22 protein-coding genes are annotated in these 23,084 nt (G+C 49.7%); 14 read left to right on the top strand and 8 right to left on the bottom strand.

From position 1 onward, the window contains the following. The 3 genes from ACHZA2_RS07095 to ACHZA2_RS07085 form a co-directional block, all read right to left on the bottom strand. Positions 1–537 (bottom strand): hypothetical protein, encoded by a 537-nt coding sequence (locus ACHZA2_RS07095; RefSeq protein ID WP_319579151.1) that lies wholly within the window; start codon positions 535–537, stop codon positions 1–3. Positions 538–597: 60 nt separating this feature from the next. Continuing rightward, the gene (locus tag ACHZA2_RS07090; RefSeq protein ID WP_319580948.1) at positions 598–2,367 is read right to left on the bottom strand and encodes a PAS domain S-box protein; all 1,770 of its coding nucleotides are present in this window, start codon (positions 2,365–2,367) and stop codon (positions 598–600) included. Between the two features lie 272 nt (positions 2,368–2,639). Continuing rightward, positions 2,640–2,813: a hypothetical protein gene (locus ACHZA2_RS07085; protein WP_319579150.1), complete on the bottom strand. Its 174-nt coding sequence runs from the start codon at positions 2,811–2,813 to the stop codon at positions 2,640–2,642. 312 nt (positions 2,814–3,125) lie between these two features. Between ACHZA2_RS07085 and ACHZA2_RS07080 the strand changes: the two genes are divergently transcribed. Then, positions 3,126–3,968: a phosphate ABC transporter substrate-binding protein gene (locus tag ACHZA2_RS07080; RefSeq protein ID WP_319579149.1), complete on the top strand. Its 843-nt coding sequence runs from the start codon at positions 3,126–3,128 to the stop codon at positions 3,966–3,968. Positions 3,969–4,105: 137 nt separating this feature from the next. Here ACHZA2_RS07080 and ACHZA2_RS07075 read toward each other — a convergent pair whose 3' ends face one another. Beyond that, on the bottom strand, positions 4,106–4,240 hold the full coding sequence (locus ACHZA2_RS07075) for a hypothetical protein (protein WP_319579148.1): 135 nt from the start codon (positions 4,238–4,240) through the stop codon (positions 4,106–4,108). A gap of 137 nt (positions 4,241–4,377) precedes the next feature. On the opposite strand from ACHZA2_RS07075, the gene ACHZA2_RS07070 reads away from it, so the two are divergent. The 7 genes from ACHZA2_RS07070 to ACHZA2_RS07040 all read left to right on the top strand — a co-directional run bounded on the left by ACHZA2_RS07070 (position 4,378) and on the right by ACHZA2_RS07040 (position 13,190). Next, entirely contained in the window at positions 4,378–5,190 is an 813-nt protein-coding gene (locus ACHZA2_RS07070) for a HAMP domain-containing protein (RefSeq protein ID WP_319579146.1), read from the top strand. An 18-nt stretch (positions 5,191–5,208) separates the two neighbouring features. Beyond that, positions 5,209–5,442 carry a hypothetical protein gene (locus ACHZA2_RS07065; protein ID WP_319579145.1) on the top strand — a complete coding sequence of 78 codons (234 nt, stop codon included), beginning with the start codon at positions 5,209–5,211 and terminating at the stop codon, positions 5,440–5,442. Beyond that, complete coding sequence (locus ACHZA2_RS07060) at positions 5,439–7,073, top strand: response regulator (protein WP_319579144.1); 1,635 nt, start codon at positions 5,439–5,441, stop codon at positions 7,071–7,073. The genes ACHZA2_RS07065 and ACHZA2_RS07060 overlap by 4 nt, the downstream gene beginning before the upstream one ends. Then, positions 7,070–9,943, top strand: coding sequence for a methyl-accepting chemotaxis protein (locus tag ACHZA2_RS07055; RefSeq protein WP_319579143.1), 2,874 nt, complete (start codon positions 7,070–7,072; stop codon positions 9,941–9,943). Before ACHZA2_RS07060 ends, ACHZA2_RS07055 begins: the two co-directional genes overlap by 4 nt. Before the next feature lie 125 nt (positions 9,944–10,068). Further along, positions 10,069–10,992, top strand: coding sequence for a phosphate ABC transporter substrate-binding protein (locus ACHZA2_RS07050; RefSeq protein ID WP_394698515.1), 924 nt, complete (start codon positions 10,069–10,071; stop codon positions 10,990–10,992). 273 nt (positions 10,993–11,265) lie between these two features. Continuing rightward, a complete protein-coding gene (locus tag ACHZA2_RS07045; RefSeq protein WP_319579140.1) occupies positions 11,266–12,114 on the top strand; it encodes a hypothetical protein in 849 nt (282 codons plus the stop codon). 227 nt (positions 12,115–12,341) lie between these two features. Further along, complete coding sequence (locus tag ACHZA2_RS07040) at positions 12,342–13,190, top strand: hypothetical protein (protein ID WP_319579139.1); 849 nt, start codon at positions 12,342–12,344, stop codon at positions 13,188–13,190. A gap of 115 nt (positions 13,191–13,305) precedes the next feature. Here ACHZA2_RS07040 and ACHZA2_RS07035 read toward each other — a convergent pair whose 3' ends face one another. Then, the gene (locus ACHZA2_RS07035; protein WP_319579138.1) at positions 13,306–14,235 is read right to left on the bottom strand and encodes a hypothetical protein; all 930 of its coding nucleotides are present in this window, start codon (positions 14,233–14,235) and stop codon (positions 13,306–13,308) included. 216 nt (positions 14,236–14,451) lie between these two features. Between ACHZA2_RS07035 and ACHZA2_RS07030 the strand changes: the two genes are divergently transcribed. Further along, on the top strand, positions 14,452–14,910 hold the full coding sequence (locus tag ACHZA2_RS07030; RefSeq protein WP_319539496.1) for an HNH endonuclease: 459 nt from the start codon (positions 14,452–14,454) through the stop codon (positions 14,908–14,910). Between the two features lie 4 nt (positions 14,911–14,914). On the opposite strand, the gene ACHZA2_RS07025 is transcribed toward ACHZA2_RS07030, so the two are convergent. Continuing rightward, entirely contained in the window at positions 14,915–15,742 is an 828-nt protein-coding gene (locus ACHZA2_RS07025) for a helix-turn-helix domain-containing protein (RefSeq protein WP_319579137.1), read from the bottom strand. A 425-nt stretch (positions 15,743–16,167) separates the two neighbouring features. On the opposite strand from ACHZA2_RS07025, the gene ACHZA2_RS07020 reads away from it, so the two are divergent. From ACHZA2_RS07020 to eno, 5 genes are all read left to right on the top strand, one after another. After that, positions 16,168–17,829, top strand: a complete 1,662-nt coding sequence (locus tag ACHZA2_RS07020; RefSeq protein ID WP_319579136.1) for a CotH kinase family protein — start codon at positions 16,168–16,170, stop codon at positions 17,827–17,829. After that, entirely contained in the window at positions 17,829–18,629 is an 801-nt protein-coding gene (locus ACHZA2_RS07015; RefSeq protein WP_319579135.1) for a polyphosphate polymerase domain-containing protein, read from the top strand. Before ACHZA2_RS07020 ends, ACHZA2_RS07015 begins: the two co-directional genes overlap by 1 nt. After that, the gene (locus ACHZA2_RS07010; protein WP_319579134.1) at positions 18,623–19,291 is read left to right on the top strand and encodes a DUF4956 domain-containing protein; all 669 of its coding nucleotides are present in this window, start codon (positions 18,623–18,625) and stop codon (positions 19,289–19,291) included. The genes ACHZA2_RS07015 and ACHZA2_RS07010 overlap by 7 nt, the downstream gene beginning before the upstream one ends. Before the next feature lie 17 nt (positions 19,292–19,308). Next, entirely contained in the window at positions 19,309–20,253 is a 945-nt protein-coding gene (locus ACHZA2_RS07005) for a hypothetical protein (protein ID WP_319579133.1), read from the top strand. A 106-nt stretch (positions 20,254–20,359) separates the two neighbouring features. Then, complete coding sequence (eno, locus tag ACHZA2_RS07000) at positions 20,360–21,643, top strand: phosphopyruvate hydratase (RefSeq protein WP_319579132.1); 1,284 nt, start codon at positions 20,360–20,362, stop codon at positions 21,641–21,643. Positions 21,644–21,663: 20 nt separating this feature from the next. Here the strand turns inward: eno and phoU are convergent, their stop codons facing one another. Both phoU and pstB read right to left on the bottom strand, forming a co-directional pair. Then, positions 21,664–22,314 (bottom strand): phosphate signaling complex protein PhoU, encoded by a 651-nt coding sequence (phoU, locus tag ACHZA2_RS06995; protein ID WP_319579131.1) that lies wholly within the window; start codon positions 22,312–22,314, stop codon positions 21,664–21,666. A gap of 7 nt (positions 22,315–22,321) precedes the next feature. After that, on the bottom strand, positions 22,322–23,083 hold the full coding sequence (gene pstB, locus ACHZA2_RS06990; RefSeq protein ID WP_319579130.1) for a phosphate ABC transporter ATP-binding protein PstB: 762 nt from the start codon (positions 23,081–23,083) through the stop codon (positions 22,322–22,324). Position 23,084: the final 1 nt, after the last annotated feature.

The following is a 23,084-nucleotide window of genomic DNA, read 5'->3' as shown; positions in this document are numbered from 1 at the left end:
TCAGGAGGTACTTGACTGAAGGATCGATCCTGCAATTGACCCTACACTGGAGATGATATCTCCTCCTATGTCCCCTAATTTAACCGGAACTGCTACTTCTTTGCTGAATGGCACAGCCGGGCCGATACCAAGGATATCAGGGGTAATGTTTCCGTTGATCATCAGTTTGATCTCTCCGGTCCTGATCACCTCAAATGCCGATTTGATTATGGACGGATTTGAGACAAGTACTGGTATGACCAGTTCCTGCTTGCCTGGCTTGATCATCATCCCGCTCTTTTCACCAGAAGCTAGTTGTATTGGTCCTTCTCTTCCCTGGTATGCCACTGTATATGTGAGTGATTTGATCGGAATGCTGACCGGATAAGAACTGTCAATCTCAACAGTAAATGCAAGCCCGATAGCTGAAAGATTGACTGAACTGATCTGTGCACCGATGACTGTGACAGTGGGCGCCTTTGGGGTGAATAGCGAACCGATGCCAATACCAACCAGAAGGATAATGACAACAAGAATGATCCAATACTGGGTCTTCATGGATCAGCGTCAGGTGGCGTGAAATTAATACGTTGTGTTATTGGGTCCCGACTTCTCAAATCAACTGATCCCATAATGTTTCTGCAGGTACGAGAAGATCTTCTCTGATTCTGCCCACCGTTTGTCAAGCTGGCTCACCATCGTATCTATCCTTGATATCTGTGTGAGGATCTCCTCGTGGCAGTTATTGGGTTTAAATTCCAGGACGGCTTCAACAATAGCGAGCGGGTTTCGGATTCCATCGTTTAGGATCATGAGTTCTGCCATGTTCCGCTGGATCTGCCTGATCAGTTGTTTCCGTTCATCCTCGAGTGTCATCCTTTCGGTGATGTCCTGGACAGTGCCGACGATCAGGTTCTCGTCCCCACCTTTGCTGACAGACCTCCCCCGGATCTGCAGATATTTTATCCTCCCGCTATCCAGAACTCCGCGGTATACCGATTCCCTGAATTCTGAATCCTGGATTCGGTGAAAAAACCTGCATCTGAACTCATCACGGTCATCAGGGTGAATATAGGCGATGAACGAGTCGATTGTCCCTGATATGGCATCAGGTGTGGTCTCAAGAATCCTATACACCTCATCAGAACAGGTGATGATCCCGTTTTTTCTGTTCATCTCCCAGTTCCCGATCTGTGCTATCTGTTGTGCCTCGCTTAACCGTGTCTCGATCTCCTGGTGAGCGAGTTCCACCTGCTTCCTTGCACTGATGTCTCTGATACTCCCTACCACTCCGATCGGTCTGCCATCCTCTCCCCTGATTGGAGAGATGACTGTCTCAGTCCATATCACATGTCCATCCCGATGGTACATCGCCAGTTCCAGGTACTGGACCATGTCTGTTCTGTGATCCCCTGTCGTGAGATCATCCAACCCTTTTCTCCTGCTTTCAAGCAGGGTGTGGATTGAATCTGGTGTGTACACTTCGTGCAGATGCTGGAGCGAGGCCTCTTCAGGGGTGTATCCGCGGAGACGCCAGACCGAGGGACTGATGTAATTGACCCGCATGTTCATGTCAGCGGTCCAGATGACATCTGACACGTTCTCGGCAAGCAGCCGGTATATCCTCTCCTTCTCTTCCAGACTCTTTTTCAGCAGGACCTCTTCGGTGATATCAACAACAGAACCCTCGATGTAATGCCCTGCAGGGTGCGATACCATACGGGCATTCAGGGATATCCACCGCTTCTCCCCATCCCTCCTTACAACCTCAAGATGGATGTTCTGCACCGAATTGTGCTGGCTCAAAGCCTGAAGAATACGCAGCCTGTCATCCAGGTTGGCGTAAATACAACTGATATCGTGAACCTGGCTGAGGAATTCTGCTGGTGTATCATATCCGTACATCCGTGCAAACGAGTTGTTGGCGCTGAGAATCTCCCCTTTTACTGACGTCTGGAATATCCCTTCTATTGCATTCTCGTAGATGTCACGGAATTTGTGTTCGCTGGCTCTGATGAGATCTTCCATCTTGCGTCGTTCGGTGGTATCCCTGATGATTCCAAGGATCTCCGGGTGTTGGCCTGTCCTTTTTACAAGTCTGCTATTGACATCACAGATGACCTCCCTACCATCACGTGCCTGAATAGATAGTTCATATCTTGACGATTCTGACGGATGGGTTATTTTGTTCGAGATCTCTTCTCTGACCTTTTCTAGTGAGGCAGGGTTGAGGTAATGAGTGATATTTTTTCCAATCAGATCTGCAGGGGTATACCCGAGTATTCGGGTGACCGACGGGCTCACCTCGGTCAGGTCACCCTGAATGGTCATTCTGAAAACAATATCGTTGACCTGGTTGAGCAGTTCCTGGTAATCTTCTCCCTGGATTGAGATGACAGACTGGGTGAGAGCGGGTCGGATGATTCACAATCAGGTATGTGGAATGCCGATCCTTGGTCACTCCTGGTCTCTGTCTGTTGTATGATCCCCATCCCTCCCCATATTTCGGTGAGGTGTAAGTATGAGTTGGGGGTTATGATTGTTTGCCATGCAGATATGTGGTATATATCTGTATTCTCAATTAAATCGGGCCGAATATAATAAATTTCGATAAATATTTGTCCGTTTCCTTTCTCTGATCAGCACTGCCTTTTGACACATTATCTCTCTGCAGACTCTGTGATCTGGGTTTTTACAATTACCAGTCTTTTCAGGAATTTCTTCTCCCGATATACACTCTCATCCACTGATCCAGGTTCATTGTCTGCACCTTTACTCACAATCTGGACCCGGGAGAACTCCAGTGGAAACAAAGGGGTCTTAAACCTCTCCATACGCATTCTTCTCTTCTGATGTTCAGACTTCTAATCTTCCATCATATTCTCTGTTGAAATAATTGGGGACATTTGTGATATTGCGCGGATCTGTGCGAATCAGCCTCATCAAGCTGAAAGAAGGGTGGACGGTTCACCATTGGGCGATCAGGATCTCTGGTATTACTTGTTGATCCTGAAATGATCACTCTGTGCTTTTTCCATCTATAGAGAAGAATAGTTGGTATAGAACTCTCTCACTCCTCTATGGTTCACCGGTTTTCATGAGAAAATCTCTATGATCATTCCCACGTGATTATGGAGGTGATGCGTATGTCGCAGCATGTACCTGGTTCACGCCTCTCCGCACTTGCCCTGGTTGCAGGACTCCTTGTGGTCCTTGCAGTCCTTCCGGCAGCGGCGAGTGCAGAAGGAAAAACAGTCACGATCTCCGGTTCAACCACCGTTCTCCCCATCGCCTCGGCTGTTGCCGAAGCATATATGGCCAAACACTCTGACGTAGATGTCAAGGTCAGCGGAGGCGGATCCGGTGCCGGTATCTCTGCAATCGGGAAGGGTGCCGTTGATATCGGTATGTCCTCCCGTGAAATGAACACCGACGAGAAGGCATCTTACTCAAAACTTGTGTCAACACCTGTTGCAAAGGATGGTATTGCAATCATTGTCAACCCGGCAAACAAGGTTGAATCACTCACTCTCTCCCAGATCAAGGATATCTACACCGGCAAAGACAAGAGCTGGAAGGATGTCGGCGGAGAACAGGCTGAGTTCGAGATTGTAGGCCGTGACAGTGCATCAGGAACCCGAGAATTCTTCTTCAACGAGGTTCTCAAGAAGGCTGACTTCACCTCATTCATGCTTGAGAAGAACTCAAACGGTGCAGTGCAGCAGTTCGTCTCCCAGACCCCGAATGCTATCGGGTACGTGGGTATGGGCTTTGAGGATGGAGTAAAAGTTGTCAGCCTCGATATTGACGGCAAGAAACTCAAACCAACCACAGCAACCGTCAAGAGCAAGGAATACCCACTTTCCCGTGATTTATACTTCATAACCGATGGAGAACCGTCCGGTTCAGCCAAGGACTTCATTGACTTCCTCCTGAGCGCTGACGGTCAGAAGATTGTTGAAGAACAGGGATTTGTATCGCTCAAGTAACAACAGTACGAGAAGTCATATCTCACCTACAATTTAGAAGATCTGATCTATCGGGGAAGAGGATAGGTACCACCTAATTTCCCTCTTTGTCTGCAGGATCCTGGGACACTCATTCCGGGTCCTCCTCTTTTCCCGGTTTATCTCACCTGTTCTGAACCTGAGACCTGTTTGGTATGCCTTTTCTTGTCGCTATTCTCTTCTGAATAACTCCGGATGCAATGGTCCATGATTGACACGATCTCCCTATAGATCTCCGGAGTGCTCAGTGTCATCTGATGTCCGGGGTCAATCCGGAGATTATATTCAGAATTATTATTGATCCAGCCCTCTCATCATCCGTCATGACATACCTGAAGCATCCTCTCACCGATGGTGCATCTCGGAAGACCGGATGCACAGGGGGTATCCAATGACATCCATGATCCATTCAATCATGACCAAACTCACAGCAGGGTTTGTCATCCTCGTACTCGTAATATCAGGGCTTACGTTCCTCTTCACGTATGGTGCCTCATCTGGAAAGATCCAGGAGTCAACCCAGCAGGAACTCCTCGCTCTCGCCTCGATAACAGCCGCAGATCTGAATGGAAACGAGATCTCCAAGCTTCAGCCTGGGATGGAGTCTGAAGTGCTCTACCTGATGAATGCTGAACAACTCGCTGCGATGGCAAAATCAGACGATGAGATCGTCAAGATATATACCATGCGAAAGGGCAGTTCCGGGATAGAGTATGTCGTTGATTCGGGGTACAACACCGGTAAACGGAATTTTAAGATTGGAAGTGCTGAGTATTCCCCTACAACTGCTATGACTGATGCCTTCTCAACAAGGCAGGTTGAGCCCGAGTTTGTGAAACGCCCGTGGGGAACTGTACTTGCGGCATATGCCCCGATAAAGAACGCAGGCGGTGAGGTCATCGGCATCGTGGGTGTCGATATGGATGCAGGAGTTGTCCAGAATCGTATGAGTTTTGTCGGCCAGACGATCTATCTCATCCTGATCCTCGGTATTGTGTGTGCCGGACTTATCATCGCGGTCTTCTCGCGGACCATGATCAGGGACATCCATATCCTGATCGATTCTGCAAACCGGATCAGCAGGGGAGAGACCGATGTCACCATTGCGATCTCCCGTAACGATGAGATCGGTGAACTCGCCTCCTCGTTTAAGCGGATGGTCACCAGCCTGAAGATCCTCATGCATCAGGATTATCAGGAGTGATCTCCCTGGTGGACCACCATGACCATGACTTCAGATACCGTCCTTACGATCGCTACCGAGTATCTCGGCCCTGCAGCGATCACCCTCCTTGAACGGCAGACCAAATTTCACATGAGCGGGCTCTCGTTCAAAGATATTGAACCATCACACTGTGCAGATCTCTCAAAGTGGGTGGGAATTGCATCTGCCATGTTCATCGAACAGGACCAGGCACAGGAGCTTGCCGAGAAGATCAGAAGGGTAGGGCCATGAGACCTGATCAAAAGCAGCCTGGTAGTATCCATATTCTCCACCTTGATGATGAGCCGATCATCCTTGAGATAACCCGAATGTACCTTGAGAAGACCGGAAGGGTATCGGTTGATACAACCACCAATCCACAGGAAGCCATTCGCCTTCTCTCTTCATCGCGGTACGATGCGGTCATATCAGACTACGAGATGCCGGTCATGGACGGGATCGAGTTTCTCAAAGAGATCAGGGAGTGCGGGCATGACCTCCCGTTCATCCTCTTTACCGGGAGGGGGCGTGAAGAGGTTGTCATCAGGGCTTTTAACAATGGTGCCACGTTCTACCTGCAGAAAGGGGGAGATCCAGGCTCTCAGTTTGCAGAACTGGCAAAAAAAGTCCTTCATGCAGCCGGGCAGTACAGGACAAAGCAGAAGATCCACCATCTGTACCAGATATTTCAGGCACTTCGTGAGGTGTCAGGAACTCTGCACGGGAATGATGAGTTCGATCGGAAACTGCAGAATGTCTGCAGGATCATCTCTTCAGGAAGAGGGTATCAGAATGTCAGGGTTGTCCTCTTTGATCGGAATGGAAGTGTCAGATCAGTCTATCACGCAGGGCTTGAAGACCGAATAGAAGATCTTCTCACCTATCTGAGGGCAGGAAACCGGACCTCCTGCACCCGTCGTGCCCTTGGTCTGGGACGCGAACCGGTGATCTGCGAGCCTAGTCAGACCTGCATATCCTGCCCTCTCTATCCTGATCATCAGGGCCAGTATGCCCTGACCATGCGGCTTGAGCATGCCGGTGAGGTGTATGGGATCCTTTCAGTCACCCTTTCGGCAGATTATGCACATGATTCTGATGAACACGCCATGTTCGCCGAGTTATGCGGTGAGCTTGCGTATGCTATTCACCACTACGCGCTTGAAGAGGAGCAAACTGCGATGGAGGCCCTGATGGGCACAAGCCGGAAATTGCACATTATTAATAGCATCACCAGGCATGACATCAGGAACCAGCTCACTGTCCAGATGAACTCATATGAACTCCTGCTCGAGTGTGCAGAATCAAACCACGAGATACGACCATATGTTACCGCTATTGGTTCGAGTATAAACAGCATCCACGAACACCTGCTCTTCTCTGATGTATACCAGAAGATCGGGATTCAGCGGCCACGGTGGCTCTCTGTTGGTGCCATCATTGAAGGGATCACCTGTTCACACGAGTTTGGTGACATCACGATCCTGCACTCGACCGGGATGGTTGAGGTTTACACCGATGTAATGTTCGGCAAGATCGTCAGCAATCTGATAGAGAATGCGATCATGCATGGAAAACGGGTCACCACTGTCAGGATCAGTTTCATGGAACTGATGGATGGCGGGGTTCTTGTTGTCGAGGATGACGGGATCGGAGTTCCCGATGATCTGAAAGAGAAAATCTTTGAACGTGGGTTTGGGAGCAACACCGGTCTTGGTCTCTATTATACCCGGGAGATCCTGGGGATTACCGGAATGGGAATTTCAGAAACCGGTAATAACCTGGAAGGTGCCAGGTTTGAGATCCATATTCCAAAGAAGGGGTACCGCTTAAAAACAGGATCTGAAGCCACCGGACGGGTATCACTGCCGGTGAGTGAAGGATGAAGGTCATGAACACGGGTTCACCGGGGTCAGGCGATCTTGAAGCGCTGGTCCGCCTTCTCCACTCCTCTTCAGAGAATAATACTGACTGGAATGAAGGAGTCCGTACCTTTCCCTCCCCGGTTCTTATTTGTGACGCTGCATTGACCATCCTTGGCGCAAACGATACGTTCTATCACTCTTCGGGTTACATACCGAGATCACTGAGCGGTCATCCTCTCCGTGATATTGAGATGTCCCTCCTTTCTGGTGAATCGGTATGGGATGCGGCCCTGATGAGAAAACCTGCAAGCGGGGTAGTTGAGTTCAGGTTTCCGACCGGGTCTGATATCTATCCGACTACTGCCCTGCCTGTGATGGATGGTAACGGGTCACTCATCTACCTGCTGCTGGTTCTGGCTGATACCGGATCAGATGGCACTATCCCTTCATATGATCAGATACGAAGTTCCTGGTCAGAACCTGCAGAGATTCTTCTCGAGACTGATGGAACGATCCTCTCTCTCTCATCCCAGGCTGGAGAATTCTGTGGGATAGATGTTGAGACATCCCGTGGAACAAACCTTTTTGACACCCCTCTCTTTCGGGTGTCAGGCAGTCACGGTGTTCTGATTCTGAACGATATCTTCGCAGGTAAGGAAGGTAATGAACCTGCTGTCCTCCAGGTGTCCGGAACACAACCCCTGTTTGTGCAGGCCGAACGAAGATTGATCCCGCTTCTCAAGCGTCAGGTTGTTCATCTCCTGCTAACCCCTGTTCCTGTTGGATTATCCTCAGCTCCTGAAGGCTTCGGTGAGCTCTGCTCTTTGATAGATTCCAATACCAGCGGTAGTAATCCCGATCCCCAGGTCTGCCTGCAGACGATCAGGTTGATCTGTGATGAGATCTCCAGCGATTACCTTAAGGATAACATTACCCGGAAGGCTGGCGATCTTGCGTCCCTGGTCAGGGGGTTGAGGCACGAAAGGTCCATTCTGCAAAATGCCATCCTCTCGTCTGATCCTGTAGTCGTGCCTGATGACCTCATCCTGAGCACTAGAACGAGGATGATCCTTCTGATGCTCGACTCACTTCGTCAGGATCTCAACGTGCAGCCAGATCCAGATTCTGATACAGCGGTTCATCGGTCACCTCTGGCAGCCGGGGAGTACAGGGGGATTTTATCTGAGTTTGCAACAGCCTTCAACGAGGTTCTTATTCAATCCGACAATACGGATAGTGCGGATGTTGACCAGTCGGTGGTATCATTTCCCGGGGAGATTTCCAGAGTATGTGAACGGTTTACTTCAGGAGTTCTCTCAACCCGCCTGGATCCTGCCATGTTCGCAGATGATGAACAGGGCAGTACGTCCGCCTCTGATTTTAATCAGATGCTGGACTCGGTGCAGGCCCAGTACCAGGTGCTTGCAACAACTCTTGAGCAGATGAAGACCGGGTGGATTCCGGTCTCGGTGGGTGATATTCCTCCAGGTCCGTTTGAAATGGTTATCAGGGATCTCGATGATGCCCTGAGTTCACTCCAGATGATGATTGCAACAGTCGAATCACTGACAATGTCGGTGATGCAGGGTGATCTCTCTGCACGTGGCGATTTATCAGGGCTTTCAGGGTACTATCAGGCACTGGTCACCGGAATGAACCGGATGCTCGGGCTGATCCATGCCCCGCTTGAAGAGGTCAGAAGGGTGAGCGGTGAGTATGCCCTCTGCAGGTTTGACTCCCGAATGGATGAAAAGATACCATATCCTGGAGATTTCGAGAACCTGAAGGTCTCACTCGACGCCATCGGTATCTACTGCCAGGGGGTGGTCAGCGAGATTGACCGGGTGAGCAGCGGGTATGCAGCCGGGGATTTTACCGTCCGGATGGGAAGAAAACTTGAGGTTGCCGGGGATTTTGTTACTATCAGGTCATCACTTGACAATATCGGGATCAGGATCTCTGAAAGTATTCTTGATCTCAGGAGTACATCCACCACAATGAACGGCGAGGCTGATCAGATGAGAGAGAGTATCGCGTCGGTTGCAGGCCAGGCCGAGACTCTTGCTGCGTATGCCTTCTCGGTTTCAGACCGGGCCGGCCAGGTCAGAACCGAGGTCCAGGAGATGATCAAAGGAACCGATGCAGCAATGCGGTCTTTGCATCTGATGACCACCAGGTCTGAATCGGTAGCTGATATCTCATGTAAGGCAGATGATCTCTCATCCCGGGGGATTGAACTGGCAGGCAGGAGCGGGGAGGGAATGGATGCCATATCCGGCGCAACAGATCTCATAGCCTCCAGGGCTGTCAGGATCCAGGAAGAACTTATCAGGATCACCAAGATCATCGGGCTCGTCACCGATATTACCAACCAGACCAATCTGCTTGCGGTCAATGCAGCAATAGAAGCTGCCCATGCCGGGAATGCAGGCAAAGGGTTTGCTGTCGTAGCTTCTGAAGTAAAGTGTCTGGCTCTTGACTCCAAAAGTGCCCTCGTTGGAATATCAGAGACCCTCCGTTCGTTGAATCAGGCCTTCAATGAGGTTAAGGATGGGGTTGAGGGGGCACGGGAGGAGGTAAAATCCCGCAGTGTTGCGGTGAAAGAGATGGTCAGCCTGTTTCAGAGTATGTCTGCCGAGATACGGACCATTGCCACCATGAGCAGGGACGTGGTTCAGATTGCCGATGAACAGGAGCAGATGATCAAAGGTCTTGACGTCCGTGCACGGGTGATCGGTGAACTGATGCAGGAGACAACAAAGGATGCTGATGCCTCGGCACATGCATGCAATGAATCCTGCCGGTCTGTTGAGGAGATTTCCCTGCATATTGAGACGGTTGCCGGTCTTGCCTGCCGTATCCATTCAGATATTGGCAGATTTTCAGTCTGATTGAATCACAATAGTTCTCTATAGGTATCATTCTGATACTGCTCCATCCTTTCTCTCTATGGAGTATAGCGGGAAAGCCCATGTGTACTCAGGTCAGAGTGGTATGAACCCACGAGTGTTGGTGTATGATGAATTCAAAAACCGCTATGTTAGGATGTATCCTGATCTGTCTTCTCCTGTGCTCTGTCCTGATGGCAGGATGCACGGGTAACTCTTCAGGCCAGACTGATAATAAAGTCACCCCAACGACCACTGTCGCAGGAGCACAGGCATCTGATGCTGCAAAAGCCACCTCCGGTGGGTCTTCCCTCACGGTTGCCGGTTCAACAACGGTGCTTCCGATTGCAGCAAAAGCAGCAGAAACCTACATGGCCGCTCATCCTGGAATAGATGTACAGGTTACCGGTGGTGGGACCGGGGCCGGTGTGAAGGCTGCCGGAGAAGGAACTGCGATGATCGGTATGGCATCACGTGACCTGACCGCTGAAGAGAAGAAGAAGTATTCTGATATTCAGGCTCACCAGATCGCGATTGATGGAATTGCAATCATAACGAATTCTGCTAATCCGATTCCCTCCCTGACTATTGAGCAGATCAAGAAGATCTATGATGGAAACATCACCAACTGGAAGGATGTCGGCGGAAGTGACGCTGCAATCGTTGTTGTCGGTCGTGACAGTGCATCCGGAACACGAGAATTCTTCTCATCAGATGTCATGAAGAAGGCAGACTTTGTCAAGACACAGCTCGAAAAGAACTCGAATGGAGCAGTTCAGCAGACCGTTGCCCAGACCAAGGATGCAATCGGATATGTCGGGCTTGGATATGTTGACTCAACTATTCATGCAGTTCCGCTCTCTGTGAATGGTACCCTGATATCTCCGTCTATTGAGACGGTTAAGGAAGGAAAGTACCCCCTGGCACGACCACTTCATCTCCTGACCAAGGGACAGCCGACCGGTGATGCTGTTACCTTCATGGCATTTATTGACAGTCCTGAAGGACAGAAACTGATCACAGAAGAGGGATTCGTTTCCCTAACCAAGTGATCTGATCTGTTATACTCCTTTTTTCAGGTATGTACCATTCTTTTTTGCGCAAAGCCGGGTAATCGGTTGAATCTTCATCCTGTTCTCCTCAATCAGAGATTTCCGGAAGGTGGTGAGGGTGGACATGTGGATATGATGTCACTATTGATCTATGGTGGCACTATATGTATACTGGATCTATTTTATTTATTTATTACAAAACTATATAATTCCTCTATCCTAACGTGTATATGTTGATGCTGAGAGTATCAGCAAGATTGTAGGAGAAATTGTATGAAGTTCGTATTCGCAGCACTTATCGCAGTGGTTGCCCTTGTGGCGATCTCCGGTCTTGCAGCAGCAGACCGTCTGCCCAATGCAACCCCTGAAAACCAGGTATTTTCAATTGACACTGTCATCGATGCTACTGGTGCAGTGGACGACAAGACCACCATGTCCTGGGTTATTGCAGGTCCGGGTTCAATTCCAACCGGAATCCTGAAGTCTGGTCAGGTAATCTCTGACGTCACCTTCAAGGATGCAATCCTCACCAACGGTGGAAAACTCGCTGAAAACAAGAACTTTGATTTCAGCTCCAAGAACATGGGTAGCGGCCTGTACAACATTGAGCAGCAGAAGGTCCTGACCTACGCCAGCACCGAAGGTGCACACCTTGTCGGCGAAGAAGAGTACACCCTTTCAGTTGCAGGCAACTATGCAAATGCTGTAGACAACATTCGCTGTGTCTTCTCAACCAACCACGGCAGTGTGCTTCCGGCATTCTGTAACATCGTCTCTGCCAAGAGCAGCCTTGTCAACGTGAACAGTGCTCAGGTCTCAACAAAGGGTCAGATCCGTGCAGTCGCTGAGACTGCTGATGTCCCGGCAGGCCTTAACTACCAGATCGCAGTCACTCCTGATGCAAACTCTGGCAGTGGCTTTGCAGAGGGAACCGTCAAGACTGTCTTCGCAGGCAGCATCATGGAAGCCCGTGACGGTGGAAACACCAACTATGCACTGAGCTCAGGCGCAACCTGGAACAAGACCTCTGCAACCAACACCTGGAAAGATACTACCTCAGTAACCGGTGGAATCAAGACCCTGCAGAAGGCCTTCACCTATCAGTCCGGATTTAAGGTATAATCCAAAATCATCAGCATTGTAAACCAGGGGTCGACCCTGGCTTCAGATGCAACTCATTTTTTTGTTTCTCTCTTCGTGCCTGATACAGAATGCAGGTCGAGGATTCTCAATATTACTTAAAATATTCGGATGACTCTAGTTAGTTATTAGAAGAAACGCTTTATTGTGAGTACGCGTATGAGTACAAGTTGATGCTGAGAGTATCGGCAAATATTGTAGGAGTAAGAATGAGATTCTCTATCGCAGCACTTATAACAATGGTTGCCCTTGTGGCGATCTCCGGTCTTGCAGCAGCAGACCGTCTGCCCAATGCAACCCCTGAAAATCAGGTCTTCTCTATTGACACCGTCATCGATGTTACTGGTGCAGTGGACGACAAGACCACCATGTCCTGGGTTATTGCAGGTCCGGGTTCAATTCCAACCGGTATTTTGAAGGCTGGCCAGGTAGTTGCTGATGTAACCTTCAGAGACTCCATCCTCACCAACGGTGGAAAGCTCGCTGAGAACAAGAACTTCGATTTCAGCTCAAAGAACCAGGGAAGTGGCCTGTACAACATTGAGCAGCAGAAGGTCCTGACCTACGCCAGCACCGAAGGTGCACACCTCGTAGGCGAGGAAGAGTACACCCTCTCAGTTGCAGGTAACTACGCAACCGGCGATGACAACATCCGCTGTGTCTTTTCACAGGCAGACAGCGACATCCTGCCAGCATTCTGTAACATTGTCTCTGCCAAGAGCAGTCTGGTCAACGTAAACAGCGCTCAGATCTCGACCAAGGGTCAGATTCGTGGAGTTGCAGAGACCGCTGACACTCCGGCAGCCCTGAACTACCAGATCGCAGTCACTCCTGATGCAAACTCCGGCAGCGGCTTTGCAGAGGGTACCGTCAAGACTGTCTTCGCAGGCAGCATCATGGAAGCCCGTGATGGTGGCGACGATAACTATGCACTGAGCTCAGGCGCAACCTGGAACAAGACCTCCGCAACCAACACCTGGAAAGACACTACTGAAGTCACCGGCGGCATCAAGACCTTACAGAAGGCCTTTGCATACACGTCCGGATTCAGAGTATAATCTCTGATTCAGAACTTTCCAAGTCCTTTTTTTAGGTATTCTTGTTGCACAAGGCCCTTTACGGGAAAAAATGAATGTGCAACCGCTTTAATGAGAAGAATTAGACTATTGGTTTTTATCGAATCAGCAATCCCTGGACAAACTTCATTCCGCTCAGGATCTGCTTCTCTGAACCATCACTTTCACCGGTGCACTGAATTCTGACTTCGATATAGGGGGTGAGTGGCCCTGCTGCGATCTTTGGTCCTAAGATCTCCTGTACCTGGAAGAGGCCGGCTGAGTTGGACATATGGATCGTGATCACAACCGGAAGATCGCTCCCCTGTTCTATCAGAACCATATCTATGGAGAGTGCAGAGATCGTGTGAATTGATACTCTTCCCTGATCATACGCAGTTCTCGCCCTTCCGGTTGTCATGTCTGTTGCATCACCGATGCAGACCGCCCCTGCCTCGATGGTGAGAGGTCTGGGATCACCGTGATGGGTGTAGATGGATCCCAGGATGAATGTTCTCACCCTTGCCATCCGGTCCTGATCGTCGTAGATCTGTGGAAGAATTCGATCAAGAATCGGGCTAACAAGCAGGAGACTGTGTGAGATATGATCTGTCCTGTGGATCTCATTTCCAATATCGTGGCACAAAGCTGCTGTCAGCACGATCAGGTAGGCATCGTCAATATCTCCCATCCCTGAACTGAGGATATCAGGAAGGATATCTGCTGCAATGAGGTATTCCAGTATCTGAAGTGCGGATGCTGTAGCAACAATTGCATGAACTCTTCCGTGATCATTCATCCCGAGTTTCTCGACAGTTATGTAGTTTGCACACTCCCAATGGACTGCAAGGTCAGGATCTCGTGAAAGGAGGCTCCATGCTTTTTTTGCCTTTGGTTGTTTTTTCACAAGTTCTGTTATGATAGAAAGCGATCGCTGCCTGATCTCTTCTTCTGAGACCTCTGGTGTGATATTGGTATGTGGATCGAACGTGTTTAAACCCTTTAGTTCAGGGAGACTGGGGGCGAGAGTGTTTATAGCATCGTCCATGGTGGTACTCAAGCTGAAACCTACAAGGTCGTTTCGTACCTAGATTATGGATGAATCAGGATCTCTATAGTTTCAAAGTCCCTTAATTATTCTTTAACGTTTGCCATTGCTCACTAATATCGCTAAAAAATCAATGGGGCTATCCAATCTCCCTGCATCCTGTTGAAATATTGTGCATGGGAAAATTCTATATATTTTTGAGGGTGATGATCAGATATGGTGGATTCAGACACCGTTTCTGGTCCCGCTGGTCATCCCTGCCTCTGGTGTGGGGAGTTGACCGGATCACGAAAGACGTACTGTTCTGATCTATGTGAACACCGGTTTCTCACCTGGCTGGAGACCGAGCCTGCTGCAGTCCGGGGGAGCAGACCTCCTTTCTGGAATCTTATCAGGCGTCAGGCCCTTGAGCGGGATAGGCATCAGTGCCAGATCTGTGGCAGCACTGCTGAACTCTCGGTTCATCACATCGTCCCCCTTTCTGCAGGTGGTGATTCAACACTCCATAATCTCACCGTGCTTTGCCATACATGTCATCAAAAGGAGCACGGTCGGCATGCTCCTGCTGTCAGAAAAAAGAAATTTCGTATCAGGATTCGGCATCAGCCGATGTATGTGCCTGCTACATTCTTCAGTGACTGGATCAGTCAGTCGGGAGGAGAGGTGTATCCCTGATACATTATTGGGTATGAGAGGGTCCGGGGCAACTCCCAAGATGCCTGGAAAACCCCGATATCCTGTCCCTGGTCATCATAATAACAACCTTGTTTCCTGAATGGAGTCCTGATAACTTTTTAGCTCTGATTGGAGGTATGGAAAAAGCCTCTCTGTCATCAACAACGAGGTCGAGCACGTTTCTTATCTCTATATACTGATCAATATCCGGATTCGAGTCAGGAGGGCGGGGCATGCATTCAGGACCGGGAGTTGCGATAACCCTGATGGTTGCATCAATACTCCTGAACTTCTCTTTGATCTCCTGCTCAAGTATTGGATTGTCTGATATGATAGTCAGGGATATGGCCGGACGTCTGATCTTTGCCTCATAAAAGATGGGAACATATCTCTCACCCATAACACACACAATCTGATGATCGGCCCCGGTGATGAGATCCCGGATTTTGTGCTCAACGGTGGCGTTACCGTACACTGACCAGACTGCCTCGTCCTGGTCTTCTGTGATATTTTCTCTTCGGAGCAGTTCCAGTTCTGCTCCTGCTACTGCTGCAGCATGGGTGTGTGCTTCAAGAAGGGCACGCAGAGCGGTTTCAGGGTGGACCGGTGCGAATTGAGCAGGTTTTGAATATCTTTTTATTACGAGGCCCAGGTCCTGTAGTTTCTGAAGGCTCTCATAGATACTCGGCTTTGAGATCTGGAGGAAATCGATCAGATCACGTGCTCCGGCCTGATCGTAGAGGACAAGTGCTGCGTAAACTTTGGCCTCGTAGGTCGTGAGGCCCAGCGTATTAAGAGCTGAGATCAGGGCCGGATGGATCTTATCTGTCATGTTCTAACCGATATCAGTTACTATTCTCCTGATTGGTTGTAAAATTTTTTACTATTGTCTTCTGAAATCACAGGTTGAATCAGATATCTCTATAGATCCCCGGTGTCCTCAAATCAGTTGATATTTTATTCTGGTTCAAGATGCAATTTTTCAACCTGGTTATAGCATACCTTTGTTGTGGTCTCTCCGAACTGACCAATCGAATATTCAACTTCATTGTTGTGAAATTCTTTACTACCTGGCATTGCAACCATTGGTTGTATCAGTTTCATCATAGTCTCAATAGGTCGGAAAGTTTTGTACTACCAACATCTGCTCATCATCATGGGGTAGAAACCGGCTTGGGATATGATGCTGCGATGATAACGAATCTGTCCGTGAAATGAATCGGACAACCAAGAAAAATCAACATCGGAATGAATGAAATGATCTATACTCGAATTCTGACTGTTCTTGTAATCCTGCTCAGTGCAGGGCTGGTGCAGGCAGCGGTAATCTCCAATACCACATCTCCAGGCGGGGTATCAACCCTTGCCGCAATCGATCCAATCCAGAATAACCAGGATCCGGATACTGATGATTCAAAAGGTCCTGATTACGACCTGGTATTTCCTAATGATTCAGTCCAGCGGATTGATCTGGTTATCAGATCCGATGACTGGCAGAAGATGCTGGATAACATGACTGAACTGTATGGCGAATTCGGAAATGATACCCGGATGCCCATGCCGACTGGTACCTTCACCCCGGGTGAGAGACCTGAAGGGGTGGGTATGCCAGGGATGACTGACACGAATCCTGTGTATGTTCCTGCCCGGGTGACGCTGAATGACACAACACTTGATAATGTCGGTGTCAGATTCAAGGGATTCAGTTCGCTATCAGGATCATGGCGTGAGGGAACATACAAGATCTCCCTGAAACTTGACTGTGACCAGTTCAAGGACCAGTACCCGGACGTGAAAGGACAGACTCTCTATGGGTTTGATGAACTCAACCTTCAGAGCGGGTATGGTGACAACTCCCTGATGAGGGACAAGATCGTCACAGAGATCTTCCGTGATGCCGGTGTGCCTGCACCAAGGGCCTCCTTCTATCAGGTATATATCGACAAAGGCAATGGTCCGGAATACTTCGGTCTCTATACGATGATCGAGGACGTAGGAGATACAATGCTCTCATCCCAGTTTAACGATGATTCGGGAAATCTGTACAAAGCTGAGGGTGAGCATGATGTAACCTTCAGGAATGGTACATTCAACTCCAGTTTCTTTGATAAGGAGACGAACAAGAAAGAGAATGACTTCAGTGATCTTGAGCAGTTTTACACGGCATTAAACTCTGAAAAGAGAACTACAGATCCATCTGCATGGAGATCAGATCTCGAATCCATCTTTGATGTTGATGAGTTCATGACCTGGCTGGCAACCAACACCGTCATCCAGAACTGGGACACATACGGCTCGATGGCTCATAACTTCTATCTCTATACCAATCCTTCGACCGGGCAGATAACCTGGATTCCCTGGGATAATAACTTTGCACTGCAGAATGGCAGTGAAGGAATGGGAGGAATGGGAGGAGATCACCCGGGTATGGGTAACTTCTCTCCCGGAAACATCTCCACCGGTGCAATGGGCAATCCCTTCGGACCTATGTCTGGCGAGTTTGGGAACTCAACTCCCGGAACCTTCCCGATGGAGATGCCCGGAGGTATGGGTGGTGGAATGAACATGACTCACATGGGACCTGGTGGCGGAACACAGGATATCAGTCTTGCCAATGTCACGAGTGACTGGCCTCTGATCAGGTATCTGATGGATGATCCGGTGTATCACGAGAAGTATGTGAACGCGGTTGCAGTGGTCATCTCTGATGTGTTCAATCCGGAACGGATGGATCCCATCTATACCAGAAATCATGAGATCATCACGCCGTATGTGGTCGGAGATGAGGGAGAGCAGGAAGGATATACTCACCTGAAGAGTTCAGAAGACTTCACTGTATCACTCGACTCACTGATCGCCCATACCGAATCACAGTATGAGGCTGCCCAGAAGTTCCTGAAGGAACAGGGGACTGTATAATGGAAAGCACGGTTCAGGCAGCCGGAAGGGATGAAGCCCTTGACACTGTCCTTGACAGGTTCCAGCCGATCGGGCTCACAGAGATGGAGCATGCCAGCCTGCAGGATCGCAAAGAGTCCAAGTATCTGCTCACTGCAGAGCAGGCCAGGGATCTCATCTCCCATCTCCCTGATACATACCGGGTCTTTGAGGTAAACGGGGTACGTGTCCAGACCTACTCGACAACGTACTACGATTCACCCCGATTGAGTCTCTATCTGACCCACCATAACGGAAGTAAGCCACGATACAAAGTGAGGACAAGGTCATATGTCGGTTCTGATCTGAACTTCCTTGAGGTCAAAGAGAAGAAGAATACCGGTAGGACTGTCAAGCACAGGCTTCAGACCGAGGGTCTCATCACCAGCCTTGGGGCAGATCTTCGTGATTTTTTCGGCTCATGCCTCCCGTATGACTACTCTCAGTTCAAGCCGGTTCTGATCAACGAGTACAAGCGCGTAACCCTGGTATCAACCACCGGCCCCGAACGAATCACTCTGGATGTGGATCTCTCGTACCATTCAGGATCTGCAGATCTTGTTCTTCCCGAGATCGTGATCGCTGAACTGAAGCGGAGCAGTGAACACTCCGACTCACCAGCCTTTGACTACCTGACCCGTATGCGGGTAAAACCAAAAGGGTTCTCAAAGTACTGTATCGGGATCTCACTGCTGTATGGCAACCTGATCAAGCACAACAACTTCAACATGACTCTGCGTCTGCTTCAGAAGATGATGCATGGAGGGCCGATCAGATGGTAATCTCTGATTATGCCCTATTTGTGGCCGGGATGGTGATAAACCTCATCTTCTCACTGATCGTTGTCAGAGGGATCTATTATCGTCACCGCCGGGCTCAGGACTATGTCTTCACATTCATGGCCTTCTCTGTGGTTGTGTACCTGATAATGGGGCTCTTCACCTCTGTTGAACTCTCCATCGGGGCCGGATTCGGGCTGTTCGCACTCTTCTCCGTACTGCGGTACAGGACCGATACTGTCCCGATCAGAGAGATGACCTACCTCTTCGTCATCATCGCCCTGCCGATCCTGAACTCGATCCTCTTTGGCAGTGGCCAGTATGTCAACCTGGTTCTCTCAAACCTGATGGTCATCCTGGTTCTCTGGGTTCTTGAGAAGAAGTGGGGGTTCAGGTATGAACAGCGTAAACTGGTCAGGTACGAGCGGATAGAACTGGTTCGTGCGGATCGTTATGATGAACTGATCGCAGATCTCAGGAACAGAACCGGTCTGCCTGTCACCAAGGTCGAGGTCGTTGAGATGGATTACCTGCGTGACTCGGTAGATCTCATGATCTCGTATGATGAGGATGCCCCGATTGTACCACAGGAATCTCCCGGAGTCCTGACAATACCGACTGGTTCTGATCAACAACCGGTCTCCGCAGGTATCACCGGCCAATAACCTTTTTTGAGGATTAGATGGCGTTATCAGACAACTCCCCGAGTGGAACGGCTGAACGGGTGGTTCATGCCTTCTCTGTTCAGTCCAGACATCTCAAACCTTCCCTCTGCTGTCTCTTTCTTCTGGTTCTCATTTCTGGATTATTCGGTGCAGCAGACGCAGACCGGCTTCCTTCAACAGTTTCTGAAGTTCAGAAGTTTAGCATCGACACCCAGATTGATGTAACCGGACTTCTCGATGACTCAACCAGGATGGACTGGGTTACGGTGAAGAATGGATCAACAACGGATACGACTATTGGCAAGGGTGAGATCATCTCGTCAGTTGTGTACCATGAATCTCTCCTTTCGAACGGAGGGCTGATTAATGGGGTAAAGAACACCGGGTTTGACTCATCAAACAAACAGGACTCATCATTCAACCTTGAATCTGAAAAGGTCATGACGTATGCCGGATCGGACGGTTCGCATCTTGTCGGAGATGACTATCTGCTCCTTGATGTGAACGGGAATTATACCAGCAACTCAACCGAGTCTGTGAGGTGTGTGTTCAGTGAAGATGAGTATCTGATCCCGAATCCGGCATTTTCCAATTATGTCGAGGCACAGGGTTCGTTGATAAACTTCAACAGCGGGAAGTTTTCAACTAAGGAACAGATTCGTGCAGTTGGATCAAAGATCAGTACCTCGGCCGGCCTCTCATACCAGTTAGCGGTCAGTCCTGATACCTCATCAGGAGAGAGTTACGCAGAAGGGACTGTAAAAACTGGATTTGCGGGAAGCATCAACGAGGCACGCGATAAAAAAACAACCACATCATCCAGGAACAAGAGTAAAAACCCCTATGCGAACGACTGGAACAAGACTGCAGCAACCAACACCTGGAAGGATGAGACTGAGGTGACCGGAAGTATCTCCATGATGCAGAAGTCATTTGGCTATAAATCCGGGCTGAAGATCTAGTCATACACCGACAGGCTTCATGGTCTGGTCCCACTTTTTGGGCGATTACAGAAGACAGGGTATTTCTTGTCTCACTCCCACTGAGTGAAGATACTGAGGGAACGCCATGGATACAAGTATCAAGACAATAAAAGCCCGGGAGATCATCGACTCCCGTGGTAATCCCACGGTTGAGGTTGATGTAACACTTTCGAGCGGGGTTATGGCCCGAGCAGCCTGTCCGTCCGGTGCTTCCACCGGTATCCACGAGGCTGTGGAACGCAGGGACGGGGGAGCCAGGTTCTCAGGAAAAGGTGTTCTCGGAGCGGTGACCTCTGTTAACAGCGAGATTGTCAAGGCTCTTACTGGCATGAATGCAGCAGATCAGAAGGCGATCGATGAGAAGATGATCGCCCTTGACGGCACCGAGAACAAGGGAAAACTCGGGGCAAATGCTATTCTTACCGTCTCGATGGCTGTCGCACGGGCTCATGCAGCAGCAGATGGAATCCCGCTCTTCCGCTCCCTTGCGTCCGGTCCATACTCGCTTCCGGTTCCGTGCATGAACATCATGAACGGAGGAGCCCATGCAAACTGGCAGGGTTCTGACTTCCAGGAGTACATGATCGCACCGGTCGGAGCTCCTGATTTTCCCCATGCGATGCAGTGGGGATGTGAGGTCTACCAGTCACTTAAGTCTGTCCTCAAGAAGAAGGGGCTTTCCACCGGCGTCGGTGACGAGGGCGGATTTGCACCACAGGTTCCCTCAAACAGCGAACCTGTCTCACTCATCATCACTGCCATTGAGGAGGCAGGGTATGCTCCTGGCAAGGATATTTGTGTAGTCCTCGATCCTGCTTCGAGTGAATTCTTCAAGGATGGGGTTTACACCCTGAAAACCGAGAAGCGGTCCCTCTCTTCCGGAGAGATGGCAGACTATTACCGCGATCTTACGACGACGTTCCCCATCATCTCGATAGAGGACGGACTTGCCGAGGATGACTGGGCAGGATGGGCTGAGCTGACAAAGGCGATCGGATCGAAGGTTCAACTGGTTGGTGACGATCTCTTTGTCACGAACACGGCACGTATCAGCAGGGGTATCAAAGAGAAGTCTGCCAACGCTGTTCTGATAAAACTCAACCAGATCGGCACAGTGACCGAGACGATCGATGCGGTAAGAATGGCACAGAAAGAGGGATGGGGAGCGATGATCTCACACCGGAGTGGGGAGACCTGTGACTCGTTCATTGCCGATCTCTCTGTTGCACTTGCTACCGGTCAGATCAAGACCGGAGCTCCCTGTAGGGGTGAACGTGTCGAGAAGTATAACCAACTGCTCCGTATCGGTGAGGAACTCGGATCCTCTGCAGCATATGCAGGAAGATCCGCGTTCAGAACCTCGGCTTGAAACTTTCCACTTTTTTCAGTTCAGTTTATCTCAACCCGGTCACCGGTGATCATGTACACGATCATCTCGGCGATGTTGCACGCCTGATCGCCACACCGCTCAAGGTACCGATCGATGATCACATATCGTGTCAGGACCGGCACGGCATCCTTCTCTTCCTGCATCCTTCCAATAAACCCGGTCAGTACATCGCAGTAGAGTGTGTCAACCTCTTCATCACGGTCACGCATCGTGATGATCTTTGTGATGGAGCGTTCTTCATAGGCACTCAAAGCATCATCGATCATCGTGATGACCAGTCTGCCCATTGATATCAGTGCTTCACAGTCCTTCAGGTTGCAGCATTTTGTCAGGATCGCAGTCGTTTCTGCGATGTCGTACCCCATTCTGCCGATCCGCTCGAAGTTGTAAATGATCCGTATCGAAGCGACACATTCACGCATGTCCTTGGCTACCGGCTGGTAAAGGGCAAGGTACTGGAATAGTGAATCCTCCAGCGGGACGAACGAAGATTTCAGTTCGTTCTTGAGCCGGGAGATCTCCATTGCCTGCTCTGTATTTCCTGACTCAAATGCATCAATACCATCCTTCAGCATTTTGAGTGCAAATTTTCCGAACGATACCACCGACTGGTGGAGGTGCTCAAGTTCTGCCTGGCTTTTTTCTGTCATGATCTCCTCACCCGAATCTTCCGGTAATGTAATTCTCAGTCAGTTCTTTCTTTGGATTCTCAAAGATCTGCCGTGTTTCCCCGAACTCGATCAGATCCCCGAGGTACATGAATGCAGTGAAATCAGAGACACGTGCAGCCTGCGACATGCTATGGGTGACGATCACCACACAGTACTCGGTCTTGAGTTCCTCGATAAGGTCCTCGATCTTTGCAGTTGCAATAGGATCAAGGGCACTGCACGGCTCGTCCATCAGGATCACTTCAGGATTTACCGCAAGAGTCCGTGCGATGCAGAGACGCTGTTGCTGTCCTCCCGAGAGCCCGAGTGCAGAGTCATGAAGTCTTGTTTTGACCTCTTCCCACAGTGCCGCCTTCTTCAGGCTTGACTCCACGATCCGGTCGATCTCTGCCCTGTTTTTGATGCCATGAATCCTGGGGCCATATGCGATATTCTCATAGATAGACTTGGGGAATGGATTCGGCTTCTGAAAGACCATGCCGATCTGCATCCTGATGTCAACGGCATCAGCACCTGTTCCGTAGATCTCCTTGTCATGGAAGGTGATCGAGCCCTCTATCCTGCAGATCGATACAAGATCGTTCATCCGGTTAAAACACCTGATGAGGGTTGATTTTCCACACCCTGATGGCCCGATGAGTGATGTTACTTTCCGGTGGGCTATTGGCATGGAGATATTTCTCAGGGCCTGGGTCTCTCCGTACCAGAGATTGAGGTTCTTGACATTGATGATACTGTCTTCGTTCATT

Origin of the sequence: uncultured Methanospirillum sp., assembly GCF_963668415.2 — an archaeon.
GTDB lineage: Archaea > Halobacteriota > Methanomicrobia > Methanomicrobiales > Methanospirillaceae > Methanospirillum.
This window is presented reverse-complemented; position numbering and strand designations above follow the sequence as displayed.

Bases quoted from the DNA above. Each gene is read 5' to 3' on its own strand.
- ACHZA2_RS07045 (WP_319579140.1), top strand. From the start codon at position 11,266: ATGAAGTTCGTATTCGCAGCACTTATCGCAGTGGTTGCCCTTGTGGCG.
- ACHZA2_RS07035 (WP_319579138.1), bottom strand. From the start codon at position 14,235: ATGGACGATGCTATAAACACTCTCGCCCCCAGTCTCCCTGAACTAAAG.
- ACHZA2_RS07020 (WP_319579136.1), top strand. From the start codon at position 16,168: ATGATCTATACTCGAATTCTGACTGTTCTTGTAATCCTGCTCAGTGCA.
- ACHZA2_RS07025 (WP_319579137.1), bottom strand. From the start codon at position 15,742: ATGACAGATAAGATCCATCCGGCCCTGATCTCAGCTCTTAATACGCTG.
- ACHZA2_RS07060 (WP_319579144.1), top strand. From the start codon at position 5,439: ATGAGACCTGATCAAAAGCAGCCTGGTAGTATCCATATTCTCCACCTT.
- ACHZA2_RS07095 (WP_319579151.1), bottom strand. From the start codon at position 537: ATGAAGACCCAGTATTGGATCATTCTTGTTGTCATTATCCTTCTGGTT.
- ACHZA2_RS07040 (WP_319579139.1), top strand. From the start codon at position 12,342: ATGAGATTCTCTATCGCAGCACTTATAACAATGGTTGCCCTTGTGGCG.
- ACHZA2_RS07050 (WP_394698515.1), top strand. From the start codon at position 10,069: ATGATGAATTCAAAAACCGCTATGTTAGGATGTATCCTGATCTGTCTT.
- phoU (WP_319579131.1), bottom strand. From the start codon at position 22,314: ATGACAGAAAAAAGCCAGGCAGAACTTGAGCACCTCCACCAGTCGGTG.
- ACHZA2_RS07005 (WP_319579133.1), top strand. From the start codon at position 19,309: ATGGCGTTATCAGACAACTCCCCGAGTGGAACGGCTGAACGGGTGGTT.
- ACHZA2_RS07055 (WP_319579143.1), top strand. From the start codon at position 7,070: ATGAAGGTCATGAACACGGGTTCACCGGGGTCAGGCGATCTTGAAGCG.
- eno (WP_319579132.1), top strand. From the start codon at position 20,360: ATGGATACAAGTATCAAGACAATAAAAGCCCGGGAGATCATCGACTCC.
- pstB (WP_319579130.1), bottom strand. From the start codon at position 23,083: ATGAACGAAGACAGTATCATCAATGTCAAGAACCTCAATCTCTGGTAC.
- ACHZA2_RS07070 (WP_319579146.1), top strand. From the start codon at position 4,378: ATGACATCCATGATCCATTCAATCATGACCAAACTCACAGCAGGGTTT.
- ACHZA2_RS07065 (WP_319579145.1), top strand. From the start codon at position 5,209: ATGACCATGACTTCAGATACCGTCCTTACGATCGCTACCGAGTATCTC.
- ACHZA2_RS07080 (WP_319579149.1), top strand. From the start codon at position 3,126: ATGTCGCAGCATGTACCTGGTTCACGCCTCTCCGCACTTGCCCTGGTT.
- ACHZA2_RS07075 (WP_319579148.1), bottom strand. From the start codon at position 4,240: ATGACACTGAGCACTCCGGAGATCTATAGGGAGATCGTGTCAATCATG.
- ACHZA2_RS07015 (WP_319579135.1), top strand. From the start codon at position 17,829: ATGGAAAGCACGGTTCAGGCAGCCGGAAGGGATGAAGCCCTTGACACT.
- ACHZA2_RS07030 (WP_319539496.1), top strand. From the start codon at position 14,452: ATGGTGGATTCAGACACCGTTTCTGGTCCCGCTGGTCATCCCTGCCTC.
- ACHZA2_RS07085 (WP_319579150.1), bottom strand. From the start codon at position 2,813: ATGGAGAGGTTTAAGACCCCTTTGTTTCCACTGGAGTTCTCCCGGGTC.
- ACHZA2_RS07010 (WP_319579134.1), top strand. From the start codon at position 18,623: ATGGTAATCTCTGATTATGCCCTATTTGTGGCCGGGATGGTGATAAAC.